At 54.6% G+C, this 16,271-nt stretch carries 16 protein-coding genes; 9 read left to right on the top strand and 7 right to left on the bottom strand.

Translation table 11 applies throughout. The features are described from left to right. Positions 1-18: 18 nt before the first annotated feature. The 4 genes from ACFQPC_RS06095 to ACFQPC_RS06080 are packed head-to-tail and all read right to left on the bottom strand — an operon-like array spanning position 19 to position 2,825. A complete protein-coding gene (locus tag ACFQPC_RS06095) occupies positions 19-288 on the bottom strand; it encodes a BolA family protein (RefSeq protein WP_012079400.1) in 270 nt (89 codons plus the stop codon). Next, positions 285-905 (bottom strand): septation protein A, encoded by a 621-nt coding sequence (locus tag ACFQPC_RS06090; protein WP_012079401.1) that lies wholly within the window; start codon positions 903-905, stop codon positions 285-287. The genes ACFQPC_RS06095 and ACFQPC_RS06090 overlap by 4 nt, the downstream gene beginning before the upstream one ends. 10 nt (positions 906-915) lie before the next feature. Continuing rightward, positions 916-1,323: a peptide-methionine (R)-S-oxide reductase MsrB gene (gene msrB / locus ACFQPC_RS06085; RefSeq protein ID WP_012079402.1), complete on the bottom strand. Its 408-nt coding sequence runs from the start codon at positions 1,321-1,323 to the stop codon at positions 916-918. Next, positions 1,320-2,825 carry a protein adenylyltransferase SelO gene (locus ACFQPC_RS06080; RefSeq protein ID WP_382270826.1) on the bottom strand — a complete coding sequence of 502 codons (1,506 nt, stop codon included), beginning with the start codon at positions 2,823-2,825 and terminating at the stop codon, positions 1,320-1,322. Before ACFQPC_RS06080 ends, msrB begins: the two co-directional genes overlap by 4 nt. 248 nt (positions 2,826-3,073) lie before the next feature. On the opposite strand from ACFQPC_RS06080, the gene ACFQPC_RS06075 reads away from it, so the two are divergent. The 7 genes from ACFQPC_RS06075 to ACFQPC_RS06045 all read left to right on the top strand — a co-directional run bounded on the left by ACFQPC_RS06075 (position 3,074) and on the right by ACFQPC_RS06045 (position 11,098). After that, complete coding sequence (locus tag ACFQPC_RS06075) at positions 3,074-4,312, top strand: branched-chain amino acid ABC transporter substrate-binding protein (protein WP_382270825.1); 1,239 nt, start codon at positions 3,074-3,076, stop codon at positions 4,310-4,312. A gap of 101 nt (positions 4,313-4,413) precedes the next feature. Beyond that, complete coding sequence (locus ACFQPC_RS06070) at positions 4,414-5,361, top strand: branched-chain amino acid ABC transporter permease (protein WP_382270823.1); 948 nt, start codon at positions 4,414-4,416, stop codon at positions 5,359-5,361. Further along, entirely contained in the window at positions 5,358-6,632 is a 1,275-nt protein-coding gene (locus ACFQPC_RS06065) for a branched-chain amino acid ABC transporter permease (RefSeq protein ID WP_382270821.1), read from the top strand. Before ACFQPC_RS06070 ends, ACFQPC_RS06065 begins: the two co-directional genes overlap by 4 nt. After that, a complete protein-coding gene (locus ACFQPC_RS06060) occupies positions 6,629-7,384 on the top strand; it encodes an ABC transporter ATP-binding protein (RefSeq protein WP_382270820.1) in 756 nt (251 codons plus the stop codon). The genes ACFQPC_RS06065 and ACFQPC_RS06060 overlap by 4 nt, the downstream gene beginning before the upstream one ends. Then, the gene (locus ACFQPC_RS06055; RefSeq protein WP_382270818.1) at positions 7,381-8,076 is read left to right on the top strand and encodes an ABC transporter ATP-binding protein; all 696 of its coding nucleotides are present in this window, start codon (positions 7,381-7,383) and stop codon (positions 8,074-8,076) included. The genes ACFQPC_RS06060 and ACFQPC_RS06055 overlap by 4 nt, the downstream gene beginning before the upstream one ends. A gap of 358 nt (positions 8,077-8,434) precedes the next feature. Next, entirely contained in the window at positions 8,435-10,612 is a 2,178-nt protein-coding gene (gene katG / locus ACFQPC_RS06050) for a catalase/peroxidase HPI (protein ID WP_382270816.1), read from the top strand. Between the two features lie 78 nt (positions 10,613-10,690). Next, positions 10,691-11,098: a glyoxalase superfamily protein gene (locus ACFQPC_RS06045; RefSeq protein WP_382271876.1), complete on the top strand. Its 408-nt coding sequence runs from the start codon at positions 10,691-10,693 to the stop codon at positions 11,096-11,098. A 22-nt stretch (positions 11,099-11,120) separates the two neighbouring features. On the opposite strand, the gene ACFQPC_RS06040 is transcribed toward ACFQPC_RS06045, so the two are convergent. Further along, positions 11,121-11,684, bottom strand: coding sequence for an NAD(P)H-dependent oxidoreductase (locus ACFQPC_RS06040; RefSeq protein WP_382270814.1), 564 nt, complete (start codon positions 11,682-11,684; stop codon positions 11,121-11,123). A gap of 96 nt (positions 11,685-11,780) precedes the next feature. Here ACFQPC_RS06040 and ACFQPC_RS06035 point away from each other — a divergent pair, with 96 nt between their 5' ends. Further along, on the top strand, positions 11,781-12,131 hold the full coding sequence (locus ACFQPC_RS06035; RefSeq protein ID WP_012079412.1) for a winged helix-turn-helix transcriptional regulator: 351 nt from the start codon (positions 11,781-11,783) through the stop codon (positions 12,129-12,131). A gap of 68 nt (positions 12,132-12,199) precedes the next feature. Here ACFQPC_RS06035 and ACFQPC_RS06030 read toward each other — a convergent pair whose 3' ends face one another. After that, positions 12,200-13,756, bottom strand: a complete 1,557-nt coding sequence (locus tag ACFQPC_RS06030; protein WP_382270812.1) for an MFS transporter — start codon at positions 13,754-13,756, stop codon at positions 12,200-12,202. Positions 13,757-13,846: 90 nt separating this feature from the next. On the opposite strand from ACFQPC_RS06030, the gene ACFQPC_RS06025 reads away from it, so the two are divergent. After that, positions 13,847-14,647: a helix-turn-helix transcriptional regulator gene (locus ACFQPC_RS06025; RefSeq protein ID WP_382270811.1), complete on the top strand. Its 801-nt coding sequence runs from the start codon at positions 13,847-13,849 to the stop codon at positions 14,645-14,647. A 22-nt stretch (positions 14,648-14,669) separates the two neighbouring features. On the opposite strand, the gene cls is transcribed toward ACFQPC_RS06025, so the two are convergent. Then, on the bottom strand, positions 14,670-16,067 hold the full coding sequence (gene cls, locus ACFQPC_RS06020; RefSeq protein ID WP_382270809.1) for a cardiolipin synthase: 1,398 nt from the start codon (positions 16,065-16,067) through the stop codon (positions 14,670-14,672). Positions 16,068-16,271: the final 204 nt, after the last annotated feature.

Below are 16,271 nucleotides of genomic sequence, written 5' to 3'. Positions count from 1 at the left end.
ATTATTTTCCGGCGCGCGTCAGACTTCGGATGGCGCCAAAGCAGTAATGGCTAATGCATGTATTTCTTTGTGCATCATGTCATCGAGACAATCATACACCAGCCGATGGCGATTTATGCGGCTCTGCTTTTCAAATTGCGCCGAAATGATGCGCAAGCGGAAATGCCCGCCACCGGAGGCTGCACCGGCATGTCCAGCATGCAGGGCAGATTCGTCCTCCAGTTGACATTCGAGCGGCGCAAAAGTTTCGTTCAGCTTGGCCTGGATACGATCCATTCTTGCGCTCATTGCGGTTCTTTCATGTATTTGGAGAGTAAAAGGCTTTGCGCCACGATGAAGGCCACCATCAGTCCCATGCCACCGAACAACTTGAAATTGACCCAGGTTGCAGTGGAAAAACTATAGGCCACGTATAGATTGATCAGGCCCATGGTCAGGAAAAAGCCGACCCAGGATAAATTCAGGCGATGCCAGATGCCATCCGGCAGCGACATCTGTTTTTCCATCATGGTCCGGATCAGGTTCTTTTTCAGGAAGATCTGGCTGAAGAGCAGGGCGGCGGCAAAGCACCAGTACAGTACGGTCGGCTTCCATTTGATGAAGGTTTCGTTATGGAAGTAGATCGTCGCACCACCGAAGACGACGATGATGCCCAGCGACAGCCACAGGGTCTTGTCGATCTTGCGGCCTTTGACCAGCAGGTAGCCGATCTGCAGCACCGTCGCAATGATGGCCACTGCAGTCGCCAGCAGGATAGGCGCCTGGCTTGCGGTCACCAGGCCATCGGACACGACGCCGGACAGGTATTGCTGGCCGAAGGCTTGTGCGGCTTCGGTATTGCCTTCGCCCCATTTGAAGACGCCGAAGAAGAGGATGACCGGGAACAGGTCGAACAAAAATTTCATGTGGACTGCCTTATTTCAGTTCTGGAGCCGGGTCGAAACGTAAGGACGCGGAATTGATGCAGTAACGCAGGCCGGTAGGCGGCGGACCGTCGTTGAAGACGTGGCCCAGGTGCGCATCGCAGACATTGCAGATGACTTCGGTACGTATCATGCCGTAGGCGCGGTCTATCTTTTCCTTCACGTTGGCCGGATTCAGCGGCTTGAAGTAGCTGGGCCAGCCGCAGCCTGAATCGAATTTGGTGTCGGATGCAAACAAGGGCGTATTGCAGCAGACGCAGGTATAGATGCCGAACTCGTGGTGATCCCAGTAGCGGCCGGTGAATGGTGCTTCGGTCGCTGCATGGCGCGTCACATCGTATTCTTCGTCGTCCAGCATTGCACGCCATTCGGCGTCGGTTTTGATTACTTTGTCTATCATGATGAACAACTCACTTCCAGATCGTTGGCCCAGTCGGGCGGTAAGGCAGCATATTTCTCATTCCCCGGCTGCTCGTCAAACGGTTTTTCCAGCACTTGCAGCAATTTGGCGACCTCGGAGAAGTCCTTATTTTGCGCTTTTTCGATGGCGATTTGCGCAAGATAATTGCGCAGGATGTATTTGGGGTTGACCGCATCCATTGCAAGCTTGCGTTCGCTATCGATACTGTTTTCCTGCTGCAGGCGCGCGCCGTATTGTAGCGCCCAGGCATCAAATGCGGCGCGATCGATGAAGAGATCGCGCAAGTCTTCATGGCTGTCGCTATTGGCCGGCTGCAAATTGCCGAGCTGGCGGAAGAAAGTCGTGAAGTCGACATGGCTGTCCTGCAGGATGCCGAACAGCGCATCGAATAGCTGGCGATCGTCGGACTGGCGTGTCTTCAGGCCAAGCTTGGCATGCATCAACTCTTCAAATTTTTCGGCAAAAGCCGGTTTGTAGATGCGTAAGGCGGCCTGGGTTTCATCTACATCGCCTATCAGCGGCAACAGCGCCTGGCCCAGTGCATAGCAATTCCATTCACCGATTTGCGGCTGGCGTGCATATGAGTAACGTCCCTGCTGGTCGGTGTGGTTGCAGATATGGGTTGCGTTGAAAGCTTCCATGAAACCGAACGGACCGTAATCAAGTGTCAATCCGAGGATGGACATATTGTCGGTATTCATCACACCATGCATGAAGCCGACCGCCTGCCAGTGCGCAATCATGTGCGCGGTGCGCAGCGTGACTTCGGTCAGCAAGTCCTTGTATGGGTTTTCACTGTTGCGGAAATAGGGATAGTAACGGTCGATGACGTAATCGGCGAGCGTCTTCAGTTCATCGTGTTTTTCATTGTAGAACCAGTGTTCGAAAGAACCGAAGCGGACAAAGCTTTGGGCGACGCGCGTGGCGACCGCAGCCGTTTCGGCCTGTTCGCGCATGACGAGCTGGTCCGAGCCGGTCACGCAGAGTGCGCGCGTGGTCGGCACGCCGAGTGCCGCCATGGCTTCCGAACAGAGGAATTCACGTATCGACGAACGCAGTACTGCACGGCCATCGCCCATGCGTGAGTAGGGCGTCAGGCCAGCACCTTTCAATTGCAGTTCGAGTCGACCGGATGGTTCGATGTCCGGCGCCGGTACATCGCCGAGCAGGATGGCGCGACCATCACCGAGCTGGCCGGCCCAGACACCGAACTGATGCCCCGAATAGACGGCGGACAACGGTTTGGAGTTGGCCAGCAGGCGGTTGCCGGTAAAGCTTGCTATGAACTCCGTGCTTGCGGTTTCGGCGAAATCCAGGCCGATCATGGCAGCGGTCGATGCGCTGGCGCACACCAGGTAGGGATCCGGCAAAGGCGTAGGCATCAAGGCGGTGTAATGCGCCGGCGGCAGCGTGGCGAAGGAGTTCTCCAGCGGCAGGGTATTGGTGCGATAGACCGGGTACGGCGGTTTCGGGGCATTCATATGACATTCCTGTGTTTCTGTTCGACGCCTTATTTGACCAAGGCGACATGCTTGAATGCGGATTGCTTGCTGTCATTACCGTATTGCTACTGTATTGACGCGGGGTATAAAGGGCGTATTTTGACAGAGAAGCGAAAATCGGTTGCGCTCGTCTCAAAACACCTTGCTCAGGGCCGGTTTTCGTCACAAATATCCCATAAATATGGTATAAAAATGATCATTGTTTCTATCGAGAAATTTAAATATTAATGTTCATGCGTATTCCATCCCTCATTCTTTCCGCCGCTGTTGCTCTTTCTGCCTCCCAGTCTTTCGCCGAAAATGTCCGGATCGCCTTTATCGATCCGCTCTCCGGTCCGTTTGCACCGGTCGGGCAGAATTTGCTGCACAGCTTCCAGACCATCGCCGATCTGTCGAATCAAAAGCAGTGGGGTGGCAGTAATACGGTGGAGATCGTCGGCTTCGATAACAAGGGGAGTCCACAGGAATCGCTGATCCAGTTGAAGACGGCCATCGACCAGGGTTATCGCTACATTACGCAAGGCAATGGTTCCGGCGTTGCATTGGCGCTGATCGATGCCATCAATAAACACAATGAACGCAATCCCGGCAAGGAAGTGCTGTTCCTGAATCACTCGGCCGGTGATCCGGCGCTGACCAATAGCAAATGCAGCTTCTGGCATTTCCGCTTCGATGCGAATTCGGAAATGAAGATGGAATCGCTGACCACCTTCATGGCGAAGGATCCGAATATCAAGAAGATCTACGTCATCGGCCAGAACTATGCACTGGGGCAGGAAATATCACGTTCGACCCGCGCCTATATGGGACGTAAGCGCCCGGATGTGCAAATCGTCGGTGACGACTTGCATCCTATCGGACAGGTCAAGGATTTCTCGCCGTATGTAGCGAAGATGAAAGCTTCCGGTGCCGATACCATCATCACCGCCAACTGGGGCGCCGACCTGGCTTTATTGGTCAAGGCTGCGCGGGATGCCGACCTGAAGGCGAATTTCTATACGCTGTACGCGGCGACGACCGGTGTGCCGACCGCGATGGGGGCAGCCGGACTGGATAGGGTCAAGTACGTGGCTTACTGGAATTTGAATAACGAAACCTACGCCGGCAAGGAAATCATCGAGGGCTTCAAAAAGAAATACAACGATGATTACTACGCGATGGCTTCTTATACCGTGCTGGCGATGCTGGGCAAGGCCTTTAAGGAAGCCGGCAGCACCGATCCGCTGAAAGTCGCGCTGGCAATGGAAGGCATGAAGGTAAAAAGCCTCAATGGTGAGGTCGAGATGCGTAAATCCGATCACCAGGCGCAGCAACCCTTGTATATTGCGACCTGGGTCAAGCAAAATAATACCGATGTGAAGTTCGATCAGGAAAACACCGGTTATGGCTGGCGCACCGATCAAAAGATCGATGCCTATGTAGCAGCGCAGCCGACTTCGTGCCAGATGAAACGGCCATCACATTAATGCCGTGATGCCGCACCATCCGGCGCGGCATTATTTTCCTCGTATGAAACAATGAAGGACCGGGCGCGCGGTAGCATGTCCGGACAGGAGAGAACGGGCTTGTGGAATTTACGCTGATCTCATTATTGAACGGCCTGAGCTATGGCTTGCTGCTGTTCATGCTGTCATCCGGGCTGACGCTGATCTTCAGCATGATGGGCGTATTGAATTTCGCGCATGCCAGCTTCTACATGATAGGCGCCTACTTCGCGTATAGCATCGGCAACGCCATCGGTTTCTGGCCGGCGCTGGTACTGGCACCGCTGGCCGTCGGCCTGCTCGGCGCGCTGGTGGAACGCTTCGGCTTGCGCGCAGTCCACAAGTACGGAAAAATTCCCGAGCTTTTATTCACCTTCGGCCTGTCCTATGTCATCGTCGAACTGGTGCAACTGATCTGGGGCCGCGTCGCTGTGCCCTATAGCATCCCGCCTGAATTGCAGGGTTCGCTGTTCACGCTGTACACCACCACCTTCCCGATCTACCGCGGCTTCATGATGTTGGTTGCGATCCTGATGCTGGTGGCAATTTATTTCACACTGACACGCACCCGCATAGGCCTGGTGATACAGGCCGCATTGACGCATCCGCAGATGGTGGAAGCATTGGGTCACAATGTCCCGCGTGTTTTCATGTGGGTCTTTGCCGGTGGTTGCGCGCTGGCCGGACTGGCCGGCGTGATCGGTGGCAATGCCTTCGTGACCGAACCGAATATGGCGCATGCGCTGGGCAGCATTATCTTTGTGGTGGTCGTGGTTGGTGGCATGGGTTCACTGGGTGGGGCCTTGCTGGCTTCCTTGCTGATCGGTGTGTTGCAGACTTTCGCCGTGGCACTCGATTTTTCTTTGCTGCATGCACTGGCTGCGCTTGGCATCCATATCAGTGAAGATGCAGCCGGCTATAGCGTGCTGAAACTGACGATTTCGCAGATTGCCCCCATCTTGCCGTATCTGCTGCTGGTACTGATCCTGATCTTCCGGCCCAAGGGTTTGCTGGGGACGAGGGAAGCATGAGCGTCACCGCGACTTTCAATGTCAGGCGCTGGATGATCTGGGGCGGCTTTGCCGCATTGCTGGTAGTCGCGCCGCTGATCTTTACGCAAAGTGCTTCGCTGTCACTACTGTGCCAGATGGGTACCTTCATCATTTTTGCGCTGTCCTACAATATGTTGCTGGGGCAGGGCGGCATGCTGTCCTTCGGTCATGCGGTGTATTCCGGGCTCGGTGCATTTTGTGCGATACATGCGATCAACTTGGTTGCCGCTGGTAATCTGCATATACCCATCACCCTGATTCCATTGGTCGGCGGCGTCGCCGGCCTGTTCTTCGGTGCCTTGTTCGGTTATGTAACGACGCGCAAATCCGGCACGACCTTCGCGATGATTACCTTGGGAATAGTCGAGCTGGTGTTTGCCTGTTCACTGATGTTTCCGGAATTCTTTGGTGGTGAAGGTGGCATCTTTACCGATCGTGTGGTCGGTGCCGCTTTCTTTGGCATTACTTACGGCCCGCAGATACAGGTGTATTACCTGATCGCCGGCTGGCTGCTATTGAGTACGGTGGCGATGTATGCGTTTACGCAAACGCCGCTGGGACGCATCATCAATGCAGTGCGTGATAATCCCGAACGCGCCGAGTTCGTCGGCTACGATCCGCAATGGGTACGCTACCTGACCCTGATGCTGTCGGCTTTCTTCGCCGGGATTTCAGGTGCATTGACCGCAATTAATTTTGAAATTGTCAGTGCAGAAAATGTCAGCGCCTTGCGTTCCGGCATGATCCTGCTGTTCACCTTCATTGGTGGCACGGCGTTCTTCTTTGGCCCTATCCTGGGTGCCATCGTCGGTGTGTTCCTGACGGTGGTCTTGTCCAACTATACGAATGCCTGGCAGTTATACCTCGGCGTATTTTTCGTCCTGATCGTAATGCTGGCACCGGGCGGGATTGCCGGCTTGCTGATGCAATTCATGCGCCTGCTGCAATATGGGAAATTGAAGCAGATGTCGGCACTTCTTGTGCAAGGCCTGATTGCCGCGCTGCTGATGGGACTCGGCTTCATCGTACTGGTCGAAATGCTGTATCACCTGAGCCTGAATGCGCGCAACGGCAGTACGCTGTCCTTGTTTGGCTGGACATTGGATACTGCACGGGCTCATGACTGGCTCGCTGCCTTGTTCCTGTCCGGAGTCGGCGGCCTGATCTGGTGGCGTGTCCGCCCCCGCTTGCAGCAGGCATGGAATACGATCAACCTGGAAATTGAAAACGCATTGCAGGTGGGCGCATGAGTCAGCTCGCACTGGAATTAAGAGATGTACGCAAACGTTTCGGCAATGCGGAAATTATTTGCGGTGCCAGCCTGCAATTGCCGCAAGGCCAGCGCCTCGCCCTGATCGGTCCGAACGGTGCCGGCAAATCAACCTTGTTCAACCTGATCTCCGGTCGTTTTCCTTTAAGCAGTGGCGATATCCTGTTGAATGGCAATAGCATCGCAGGGCAAAAGCCGTATCAAATCAATCGACGGGGTTTGTCGCGCAGCTTCCAGATTACAAATATCTTCCACCGCCTCAGTGTCTTTGAGAATTTACGTTGCGCGGTATTGTGGTCGCTCGGTTATCGCTATTCATTCTGGCAGCGCCTGAATGGCTTGCAGGATGTGAATCAACGCGCGGAACAGGTGATGGAAGAAATCGGCTTGCACCAGCGCCGCAATGTAGAAGCAGATTTGCTCAGCTATGCCGAACAGCGCGCACTGGAGATCGGCATCACGATAGCGGGCGGGGCGCAAGTGCTCTTGCTGGATGAACCGACTGCCGGCATGAGTCGTTCGGAATCGGATGCGGCAGTAGAGCTGATACGCAAAGTCAGCGCCGGTAAAACCCTGCTGATGGTCGAGCATGATATGGATGTGGTGTTCGGCCTGGCGGACCGGATTGCGGTGCTGGTCTATGGCGACATCATCGCCTGCGATACGCCGGACAATATCCGCAATAATCCGCTGGTACAGCAAGCCTATCTCGGTACGGTGGAGACGCTATGAGCGCTTTGCTGGAAATCAAAAACCTGCATGCTTTTTATGGCAAAAGCCATGTCTTGCATGGTATCGATCTCAGTATCCAGGCGGGGGAAATCGTCAGCCTGCTGGGACGTAATGGTGCGGGGCGCTCGACCACGGTAAAAGCGACGATGGGCATGGTGGCAGCGACCGGGACTATCCGCTTCAAGGGCAAGGAAATCCTGGGCTTGCCGACTTACCGGATTGCGCGCCAGGGTTTGGGCTATGTTGCCGAAAGCCGGGAAATCTTCCCTACGCTGAGCGTGGCGCAAAACCTCTTGCTCGGTGCGCAAGCCAAATCACGCTGGAACGCTGACGATATGTACCGCCTGTTTCCGCGTTTGCAGGAGCGTCAACATGTGCAGGCAGGCGTGTTGTCCGGTGGCGAACAGCAAATGCTGGCCTTGTGCCGTACGCTGATGGGTGATCCGGAACTGATCATGATCGATGAGCCGACCGAAGGCCTGGCGCCGCAAATGGTGGCGCTGGTTGCCAACTTCCTGCAGGAACTGGTGCAGCGTGGTGTATCGGTTTTACTGATAGAACAAAAACTTGCGATCGCACTGAAAATCTCGCAACGGGTTTATGTCATGGGCCATGGCCAGATCGTATTTGAAGGCAGTCCGCAGGATTTGCAGGCGGATGCAGCAGTACGGCAGGAATGGCTGGGCGTTTGAGCTTGTTCCGGTCAATCGCAGCATCCTATCCTGGTAGTCCCTCTTATCTAATACTCTCCATCCTCGAACTTGCCACATTAATGCGGGGATAGTTATTGTCTATCCGATATATTTACACAATCAAATTTGATTCTTGATAGTTTTTGCATAAACTGAATTCGTCGTCTTTATGCAGGAGCCAGCCTTGTCCCCACGCCAACTTCAAGCCCCAGCGCCGCCTTCGTCACAGCTTTGGTTGGAAATGCTGGCCGCCCTGGCGCAAGCATATTGAGCGGGTAGCAGGCAGCCATTCAGCACTTCATTTTTCATCAATTTTCGCGGTTTATTCGAAACCGTGAGCACTCAAGGAGACCTCATCATGTCAAGCGAAGCGAAGTGCCCATTTCCCCATGCCGCGAACCGCAGCAGGAGCAACCAGGACTGGTGGCCCAACCAGTTACGCGTGGATGTACTCAACCAGCATTCGAACAAGTCCAACCCTTTGGGCGAGAAATTTAATTACGCCGAAGAATTCAAGAAGCTCGACTACAAGGCGCTGAAAGCTGACCTGGTCAAGCTGATGACTGATAGCCAGGATTGGTGGCCGGCTGACTTCGGTCACTACGGACCACAATTTGTCCGCATGGCCTGGCATGCGACGGGCACCTACCGCACGATGGATGGACGTGGCGGTGGTGGACGTGGCCAGCAACGTTTTGCACCGCTCAATTCCTGGCCGGATAACGTCAACATCGACAAGTCACGTCGCCTGCTGTGGCCGATCAAGCAAAAGTATGGACAGAGGATTTCATGGGCAGACTTGCTGGTCCTGACCGGTAATGTGGCGCTGGAGTCCATGGGTTTCCGTACCTTCGGGTTTGCCGGTGGTCGTGCTGACGTGTGGGAGCCGGATACAGATGTCAACTGGGGTGCGGAAACCACCTGGCTCGGTACCGACAAGCGTTTCAGTGGTGATCGTGAACTGGATGAAAACCTCAGCGCGACACATATGGGCCTGATTTATGTGAATCCGGAAGGCCCGGACGGCAGCGGTGACTATATGGCGGCTGCCAAGGATATCCGCGCTACCTTCTACCGCATGGCGATGGACGATGAAGAAATCGTGGCGCTGATTGCCGGTGGCCATACTTTTGGTAAAGCGCACGGCGCTGCGCCGGAATCGCACAAGGGGCCGGAACCTGAAGGTGCAGGAATAGAAGCGCAAGGCCTCGGTTGGGTCAGCAACTTCGGTGACGGTCATGGCAAGGATACGGTTTCCAGCGGCCTCGAAGTGACATGGACCAAGACGCCTGCCTTATGGAGCAATAACTTCTTTGAAAACCTGTTCAAGTACGAATGGGAAATCACCAAGTCGCCGGCCGGTGCGAAGCAATGGGTGGCGAAGGATGCGGAAGACATCATTCCCGATGCGCACATCAAAGGTAAATTCCACAAGCCGACGATGCTGACCACCGATCTGACGCTTCGCTTTGATCCTGAGTTTGGCAAAATTTCCAAACGCTTCTACGAAGATCCGCAAGCTTTTGCCGAAGCTTTTGCGCGCGCATGGTTCAAGCTGACGCACCGCGATATGGGGCCTCGTTCGCGCTACCTCGGTCCGGAAGTACCGAAGGAAGAATTGATCTGGCAAGACCCGATTCCGGAAGTTGATTACAAGTTGGTGGATGCCGCTGATGTGACGGCGCTGAAAGCGAAGTTGCTGACTTCGGGTTTGTCTGTGAGTGAACTGGTCGGTACGGCGTGGGCTTCGGCTTCGACTTTCCGTGGTTCGGACAAACGTGGCGGCGCCAACGGTGCACGCATCCGCCTGGCACCGATGAAGGATTGGGAAGTCAACCAGCCTGAGCAACTGGCCAAGGTGCTCAAAGTATTGGAAGGCATACAGGCTGATTTCAATCAATCGGCTAGCGGTGGCAAGCAGGTTTCATTGGCAGACTTGATCGTGCTGGCTGGTAGTGTAGGCGTAGAACAGGCAGCCAAGGCTGCAGGCGTCAACCTAAGTGTGCCATTTGCTGCCGGACGCAATGATGCACGGCAGGACCAGACCGATGTGGAGTCCTTCGCTGCACTTGAACCGCGCACTGACGGTTTCCGCAATTACGTCGGCAAGAAGAATGGTGTGCCGGCCGAAGTCGCACTGATTGATAAGGCGCAGCTGCTCTGTCTGAGCGTACCTGAATTGACGGTACTCATAAGCGGTTTGCGTGCGATTAATATCAATGTGGGCGGTGTCAGACATGGTGTGCTGACCAAGACACCCGGCGTGTTGAACAATGAAGTCCTCGTCAACCTGTTGGACATGGGTACTCAGTGGAAACCGGTGGAGAGCGACGCGAATGTGTTCGAAGGTCGCGATCGCAAGAGCAATGAAGTCAAATGGACAGCTACCCGGGCGGACCTGGTCTTTGGTTCCAACTCTATCTTGCGTTCGGTAGCCGAGGTGTATGCTGAATCTGATGCGAAAGAAAAATTCGTGAAGGATTTCGTTGCGGCCTGGGTCAAGGTAATGAATGCGGATCGCTTCGACCTGGTGTAACAGCATCCGCTTGGCCTGAAAAAAGAAAGCGATGCATCTGTCCGGATGCATCGCTTTCTAATTTGCGCGTGTATATAAATCAGCCATAATCGCCATACGTACACATACGGACGAACCGCCATGCAGATATCCGCCGCCATCCCCATCATTCGTATCTTCGACGAAGCCAAAGCCAAAGAGTTTTATTTCGATTTCCTGGGCTTCAGCTGCGATTGGGAACATCGCTTCGGCGATAACTTCCCCGTGTACCTGCAGCTGCGACGCTCATCATTGATCCTGCATTTAAGCGAGCATCATGGCGATGCAACACCGGGCTCCGCAATCTTTATTCCTATCGATGACATCGACAGCCTGCATGCCGAACTACTGGCGAAAGACTATAAGAACGCCAAACCGGGTGTGCAGGATTTGCCGTGGGGCCGCATGATGGATATTGCCGATCCTTTTGGCAATCACCTGCGCTTCTGCCAGCAGACGCCGGACTAAACACTATAATCAGCGTGTAGCCTTAGTCGGCAATGTCGCAGCTTGCAGGTGTCAAGTCCCTGATGTACTGCAGGTAATGTGCGGCATTGGTATCCAGCTCTTCTTCTGAAATACCGCTTTCTATACCGTAACAGGCAAACACAGGCAGGTACTCCGCACTGATGTATTCAATTGTTACGCGCAAGGGGCGCAACAATTCTTCCAGTGTGTAGTGATAGCGTCCACTCTGCCTGTAATCGACTTCCTTGATGCCGGCCGAGACTGCCGCGCCTATGCGTTTGCCTGCCAGTTTTTCTGTGCCGCGACCATAAGCAAAACCATGTGTTAAGACTTCATCCTGCCATTGCTTCAAGAGCGGCGGGGTGCTGAACCAGTAGAGCGGGAATTGCAGGATGATGGTGTCGTGCTCAAGCAGTAGTTTTTGTTCTGCTGCTACATCTATCTTTCCATCCGGGTACCGTACATGCAGTTGATGGATGGTGACGAGATCTGAATTTTCCTGCAGTTCCTGCAGCCACCTTTTGCTGATGACGGACTTGTGGATGTCGGGATGCGTCACAATAACGAGGATCTTGCTGCTTTTCATGATGTGCCTGGGAAGTGAGTGATGACGTATGCTAGCAATGCATAAGCTGCCTGAAAAGTAGGCACTTTTTTGTTCCTGATTACAAATAGGTGAGTTATGAAGGTCACAGGATTCAAGTTCCCGATCGATGCGACGCTGTATCTGATAGGTGGCAAATGGAAGTGCACGATACTGTGTCATTTGCTAGAGCAGACGCAGCGGCCGGGCGAATTGCGTCGCCTGATGCCAGGCATTTCACAGAAAGTATTGACCGAGCAATTGCGTGAACTGGAAAGCGACGGTGTGATCGAGCGCGTGGTTTATCCGGAAGTTCCGCCACGGGTTGAATACAAGCCGACTGAATTCGGCTTGTCTTTAGGTGAAATTATTAATGCGATGTGTGATTGGGGGCTGGTTCACTTCGAGCGAATTACAGACGCGCGCCTGCGTCGTGAGGGCAGCTCGTAGCAGCGTGGCTATAGCCACGCATTTTTTTGACGGCGCAAGCATATCGACCAGCATTTCCAACGAGGTACTTACTTCTGGCCGGGCGGTACGCCTATATGTCGCAATGCCACGGCCGAGAGCAAGGTAAGCACAGTGACGTTTAAAACGTTGAAGAGGGCGGCCCCCTGGAGTCCTGCTATAAATGCCGCTTGCGCCTGTTCCATCAAGCCAGTCGGCAGCTCGGATGCAAGGGAAGTTGCGGCCCATAAGCTATCGCTGATGGCTGTACGCGTGGCTGTCGCCAGATCGTCCGGTAAACGATCCAGTATGGCGCGATGATAGATTGCGCTGGCAATGCTGCCGAGCAAAGCAATACCCAGCGAGACTCCCAGATCCTGCACCATCTCGGTCATCGCAGAGGCGGCTCCCGCTTTCTCGGGTGGCGCAGATCCGACGACCATTTCGGTCCCCAGGGCTGAGATGGTACCGTTGCCGAGGTAAGCCAGCGCCAGGGCGGCAACCGCCAGTGTCACGCCGTTGCTGATGTGATCCAGCTGCGTCAGCATCAGGTAGCCCAACACCGACAGGGCCAGCGAAGCGGTGATGACGAAGCCGGGTCGTATCGCGCGCGCCAGGAGTGGCGCGCTGGTAGCGCCAACTATCATGGCCAGTGCCGCCAGGCCCATCAACAAACCTGCGACCGCAGGTGAATAGCCGATTACCAATTGCAGATACTGGGCAACCAGCAACATCGTACCGCCCACTGAAACCAGACCAAACAACAGCACCAGCAAGGCGACACAGAAGGCCTTGTTGGCAAACAGGCTCAAATCAAGCAGGGGATCAGTCAAACGTCGCTGACGTTGAATGAACAGCCATGCAAATACAAGGCCGGTCAGAATAGCGACAACGGTATCGAGCGTGATACTGGATTTGGCAAGCTGTTTGATGCCATAGACGAAGGGCAGCATGGCCGCAAGTGATAAGGCAACGCTGAGCAGGTCCAGTCGTTCATTGCCGGGTGCGCGATACTCGGGTAAAAGAAATGGCGCCAGTATCAGCAGCAGGATCACGACAGGTACGGCAATCAGGAAGGCGGCGCCCCACCAGAACCACTCCAGCAAGATGCCGCCCACGACCGGCCCCAAGGCATAGCCGATGCCCCACATTGCCGCCCAGATGCCGATACCAAGTGCGCGCTGGGCAGGAACGGTGAATAGATTACTGATTAACGCCAGCGTCGACGGCATCAAGGTAGCACCCGCCACGCCTAGCGCTGCTCGTGCCGCGATCAGCATATTGGGACTGGTCGAAAAAGCCGCGACCACCGAGGCTGCGGCAAACGCAGTCGCGCCGATCAATAGCAATTTACGCCGACCGATACGATCGCCCAGGGTCCCCATCGTGATGAGAAAGCCTGCAATCAGGAAGCCATAGGCATCCATGATCCAGAGCGCCTGGGTGCTGGTCGGTTGCAGGTCGACGGCGAGTGCCGGCAAGGTCAGGTGCAGTAGCGTCAGATCCAGGCCCAGCATCACCGTGGGCAGGGATAGTAATGCCAGTCCCGCCCAGGCGCGTGCGCCCGCGCGCTGATTTAAGTGCACGCCAGGCAGCGTGATAGGGACAGCTTCGTGATGATGTGTCATGGAGGTAGGCCTTGCCTTATTGGGATTGCGAAAGCCACATCTTCCGGGCAATATCATCACATGACAATTTAAGCATTTATCCTATTACCAATGGCAATAGCAATACGTGAACGCGGCCTCAGCCGTACTCGAAATGAGTTATCCGAGTTTTTGACTCGCCACCGCAAGAAGCTGACGCCGGGCGATGTCGGTTTGCCGGCAACGGAACGACGCCGTACCCCTGGATTGCGCAGGGAAGAGGTGGCCGCCCTGGCCGGCGTGGGCCTGACCTGGTACACCTGGTTCGAGCAAGGCCGGGAGGTCAAAGTGTCCGAGAAGTTTCTGTTGAGCGTGGGCCATGCCCTCAAGCTTGACGACGCGGAATGCTGTCATCTCTTTTTGTTGGCACACCGACGGCCACCACCGCCCGAAGCGCATCAATGGTTGTCGGTGACAGCCGGCATCCAGACCTTGCTTGATGATCTGCCGAGGCCCGCCTACGTGCAGAACCTGCGCTGGGATGTGGTGGCATGGAATGCGGCGGCTGACGCGTTATTTGAACTGGAAGGCAAGCAGCGCGAAGATCGCAACATACTACGCATGACATTCGCCAATCCCGACATGCGGCGACGGTTACCTGCCTGGGATGACGATGCGCGCCGCTTGTTGACGGAGTTTCGCTACGATGTCGCGATCGCACCGGAAGATCCGGTAATGCTGGGCTTGATTGAGGAGTTGAAAATGCTCTCGCCGCACTTCAGGCGTGAGTGGGAAACGCCGGGTAACGAAGTCGCGCAAAGGGGTATCCGCTCAGTCGTGGATGCGGGCGGTCAGCAGCGAAATTTTGAACATGAAATTCTGATAGTGGATGAACACCGGCATTTGAAAATGGTGGTGTATTTCATCCAGTAAGGAAATTTTCGACTTGGGGCGTTTATAACCAGTATTCCAGGCGTCGCGCCAGCCATTCTTTCATGCGATTGGAGAAGGGGCGTTGCGCCCATTCTTCCGGCTTGATTTCAATCGAATTTTTCAAGTCTTCACTGAAAGTGCTTTCCATTACGTCACCAAAGGCACGGTCCAATGCAATCAGGTTGACTTCGCGATTGTGCAGGAAGCTGCGCATATCGAGGTTGGTCGAGCCGACAGTCGACCAGTAGCCATCGATGACAGCTGTTTTCGCATGTAATACCGACGCTTGCAATTCAAAGACGCGCACACCGGCCGCCAGCAACTCGGTGTAATAAGAACGACCGGCAGACATGACGAGGCCGACATCGGACATGCCGGGAAATACCATCTTCACATCGACGCCACGCTTGGCGGCATCAGTCAATGCCTGCACCAGTTGCACATCGGGTACGAAGTAGGCATTGGTAACGTGGATGGAAACCTTGGCTTCCTGCATCGCCAGCACATAAGCCTTGTACATCTCGTAATTGCCACCCGGCTCGCTGCCGATGACGCGCACCACCTTGTCGCCCATGCGGGTGAGCGGCGGAAAGTAATTGCGCGTTGCCAGGTTGTCGGTTTTCTGGCTGACCCAGGTTTGCATGAAGAGCCATTGGAAGGACGCGACCGCAGGACCTTCGACCTGGATATGGGTGTCGCGCCATCCGAGATCATCGTCTTTCTTTTTATTCGAACGGAATAGCGATTTCGATGAATAGTCGCTGCTGATATTAATGCCGCCGGTGAATGCGATGCGGCCATCGACCACCAGTATCTTGCGATGGTCGCGATTATTCAGGCGGGTCGACAGGGCGCGCTTGAAAGGATTGACCGGGCTGTATTCAAGCAGGTTGATACCACTGTCGCGCAACTTCTGGAAAAACTCCGGTGGCGTACTGAGCGAGCCTATGCTGTCATAAATAATATTGACCTGCACACCGTCACGCTGTTTTTGCATCAGCAACTCGGCAAATTCCGTGCCGATGGCATCTTCATTGAAGATGTAAGTTTCGAGGTTGACATGATCCTTGGCGGTACGGATTGCGGCGACCATTGCACGCAGGGTATCTGGGCCATCATTCAATAAGGTCAGTTTGTTGCCTGCGATCAGCGGACTGCCGGTTGCGGCTTCTTCGAGGGCCGCCAATTCAGGCAAGGCGACATTGTCGCTGCGCAGGCGTCGTGCCAGAAGAGATTCGGTTTTTTCCTTGGAGAGCGTGCCGCCTTGCGCGGTTTGTATCGTCGCCGACTCTTGCGGTTGCAGCGAAGTCTTTAAGTATTGAACGTCCGGCAGCGACGCGCATGCGGAGAGGGAAAGGCTGATGAGCAGGAGGCCAATGCGAGTAAAAAATGGAGTGCGTACTAGAAGGTTACGAAGCATTTTTTGTCGGATATTCCGTTGGCTATGTGCAGGCAATCGATAGGGCGCTTTTTTAATCAGAACCGACCCCAATCTTGCCACTAATTTGTAGATGCGCAGAGTTTTATTTCATTACATCAAGCAGCACCATGAAAATTTTACAAAGCACATTACAAAACGGTTAAATGTTATCGCAGGCCGTCGGATTCCTGACGCAAAACGGCG

The sequence above is a fragment of the Herminiimonas glaciei genome (assembly GCF_042664955.1).
In the GTDB taxonomy this organism is placed as follows: Bacteria; Pseudomonadota; Gammaproteobacteria; order Burkholderiales; family Burkholderiaceae_D; genus Oxalicibacterium; species Oxalicibacterium glaciei.
The sequence above is the reverse complement of the archived record's forward strand: the minus strand, read 5'-3'. Positions and strand labels throughout refer to the sequence as shown.

Bases quoted from the DNA above. Each gene is read 5' to 3' on its own strand.
- ACFQPC_RS06030 (WP_382270812.1), bottom strand. From the start codon at position 13,756: ATGACACATCATCACGAAGCTGTCCCTATCACGCTGCCTGGCGTGCAC.
- ACFQPC_RS06080 (WP_382270826.1), bottom strand. From the start codon at position 2,825: ATGAATGCCCCGAAACCGCCGTACCCGGTCTATCGCACCAATACCCTG.
- ACFQPC_RS06025 (WP_382270811.1), top strand. From the start codon at position 13,847: ATGGCAATAGCAATACGTGAACGCGGCCTCAGCCGTACTCGAAATGAG.
- ACFQPC_RS06060 (WP_382270820.1), top strand. From the start codon at position 6,629: ATGAGTCAGCTCGCACTGGAATTAAGAGATGTACGCAAACGTTTCGGC.
- msrB (WP_012079402.1), bottom strand. From the start codon at position 1,323: ATGATAGACAAAGTAATCAAAACCGACGCCGAATGGCGTGCAATGCTG.
- cls (WP_382270809.1), bottom strand. From the start codon at position 16,067: ATGCTTCGTAACCTTCTAGTACGCACTCCATTTTTTACTCGCATTGGC.
- ACFQPC_RS06035 (WP_012079412.1), top strand. From the start codon at position 11,781: ATGAAGGTCACAGGATTCAAGTTCCCGATCGATGCGACGCTGTATCTG.
- ACFQPC_RS06040 (WP_382270814.1), bottom strand. From the start codon at position 11,684: ATGAAAAGCAGCAAGATCCTCGTTATTGTGACGCATCCCGACATCCAC.
- ACFQPC_RS06075 (WP_382270825.1), top strand. From the start codon at position 3,074: ATGTTCATGCGTATTCCATCCCTCATTCTTTCCGCCGCTGTTGCTCTT.
- ACFQPC_RS06055 (WP_382270818.1), top strand. From the start codon at position 7,381: ATGAGCGCTTTGCTGGAAATCAAAAACCTGCATGCTTTTTATGGCAAA.
- ACFQPC_RS06065 (WP_382270821.1), top strand. From the start codon at position 5,358: ATGAGCGTCACCGCGACTTTCAATGTCAGGCGCTGGATGATCTGGGGC.
- ACFQPC_RS06090 (WP_012079401.1), bottom strand. From the start codon at position 905: ATGAAATTTTTGTTCGACCTGTTCCCGGTCATCCTCTTCTTCGGCGTC.
- ACFQPC_RS06095 (WP_012079400.1), bottom strand. From the start codon at position 288: ATGAGCGCAAGAATGGATCGTATCCAGGCCAAGCTGAACGAAACTTTT.
- katG (WP_382270816.1), top strand. From the start codon at position 8,435: ATGTCAAGCGAAGCGAAGTGCCCATTTCCCCATGCCGCGAACCGCAGC.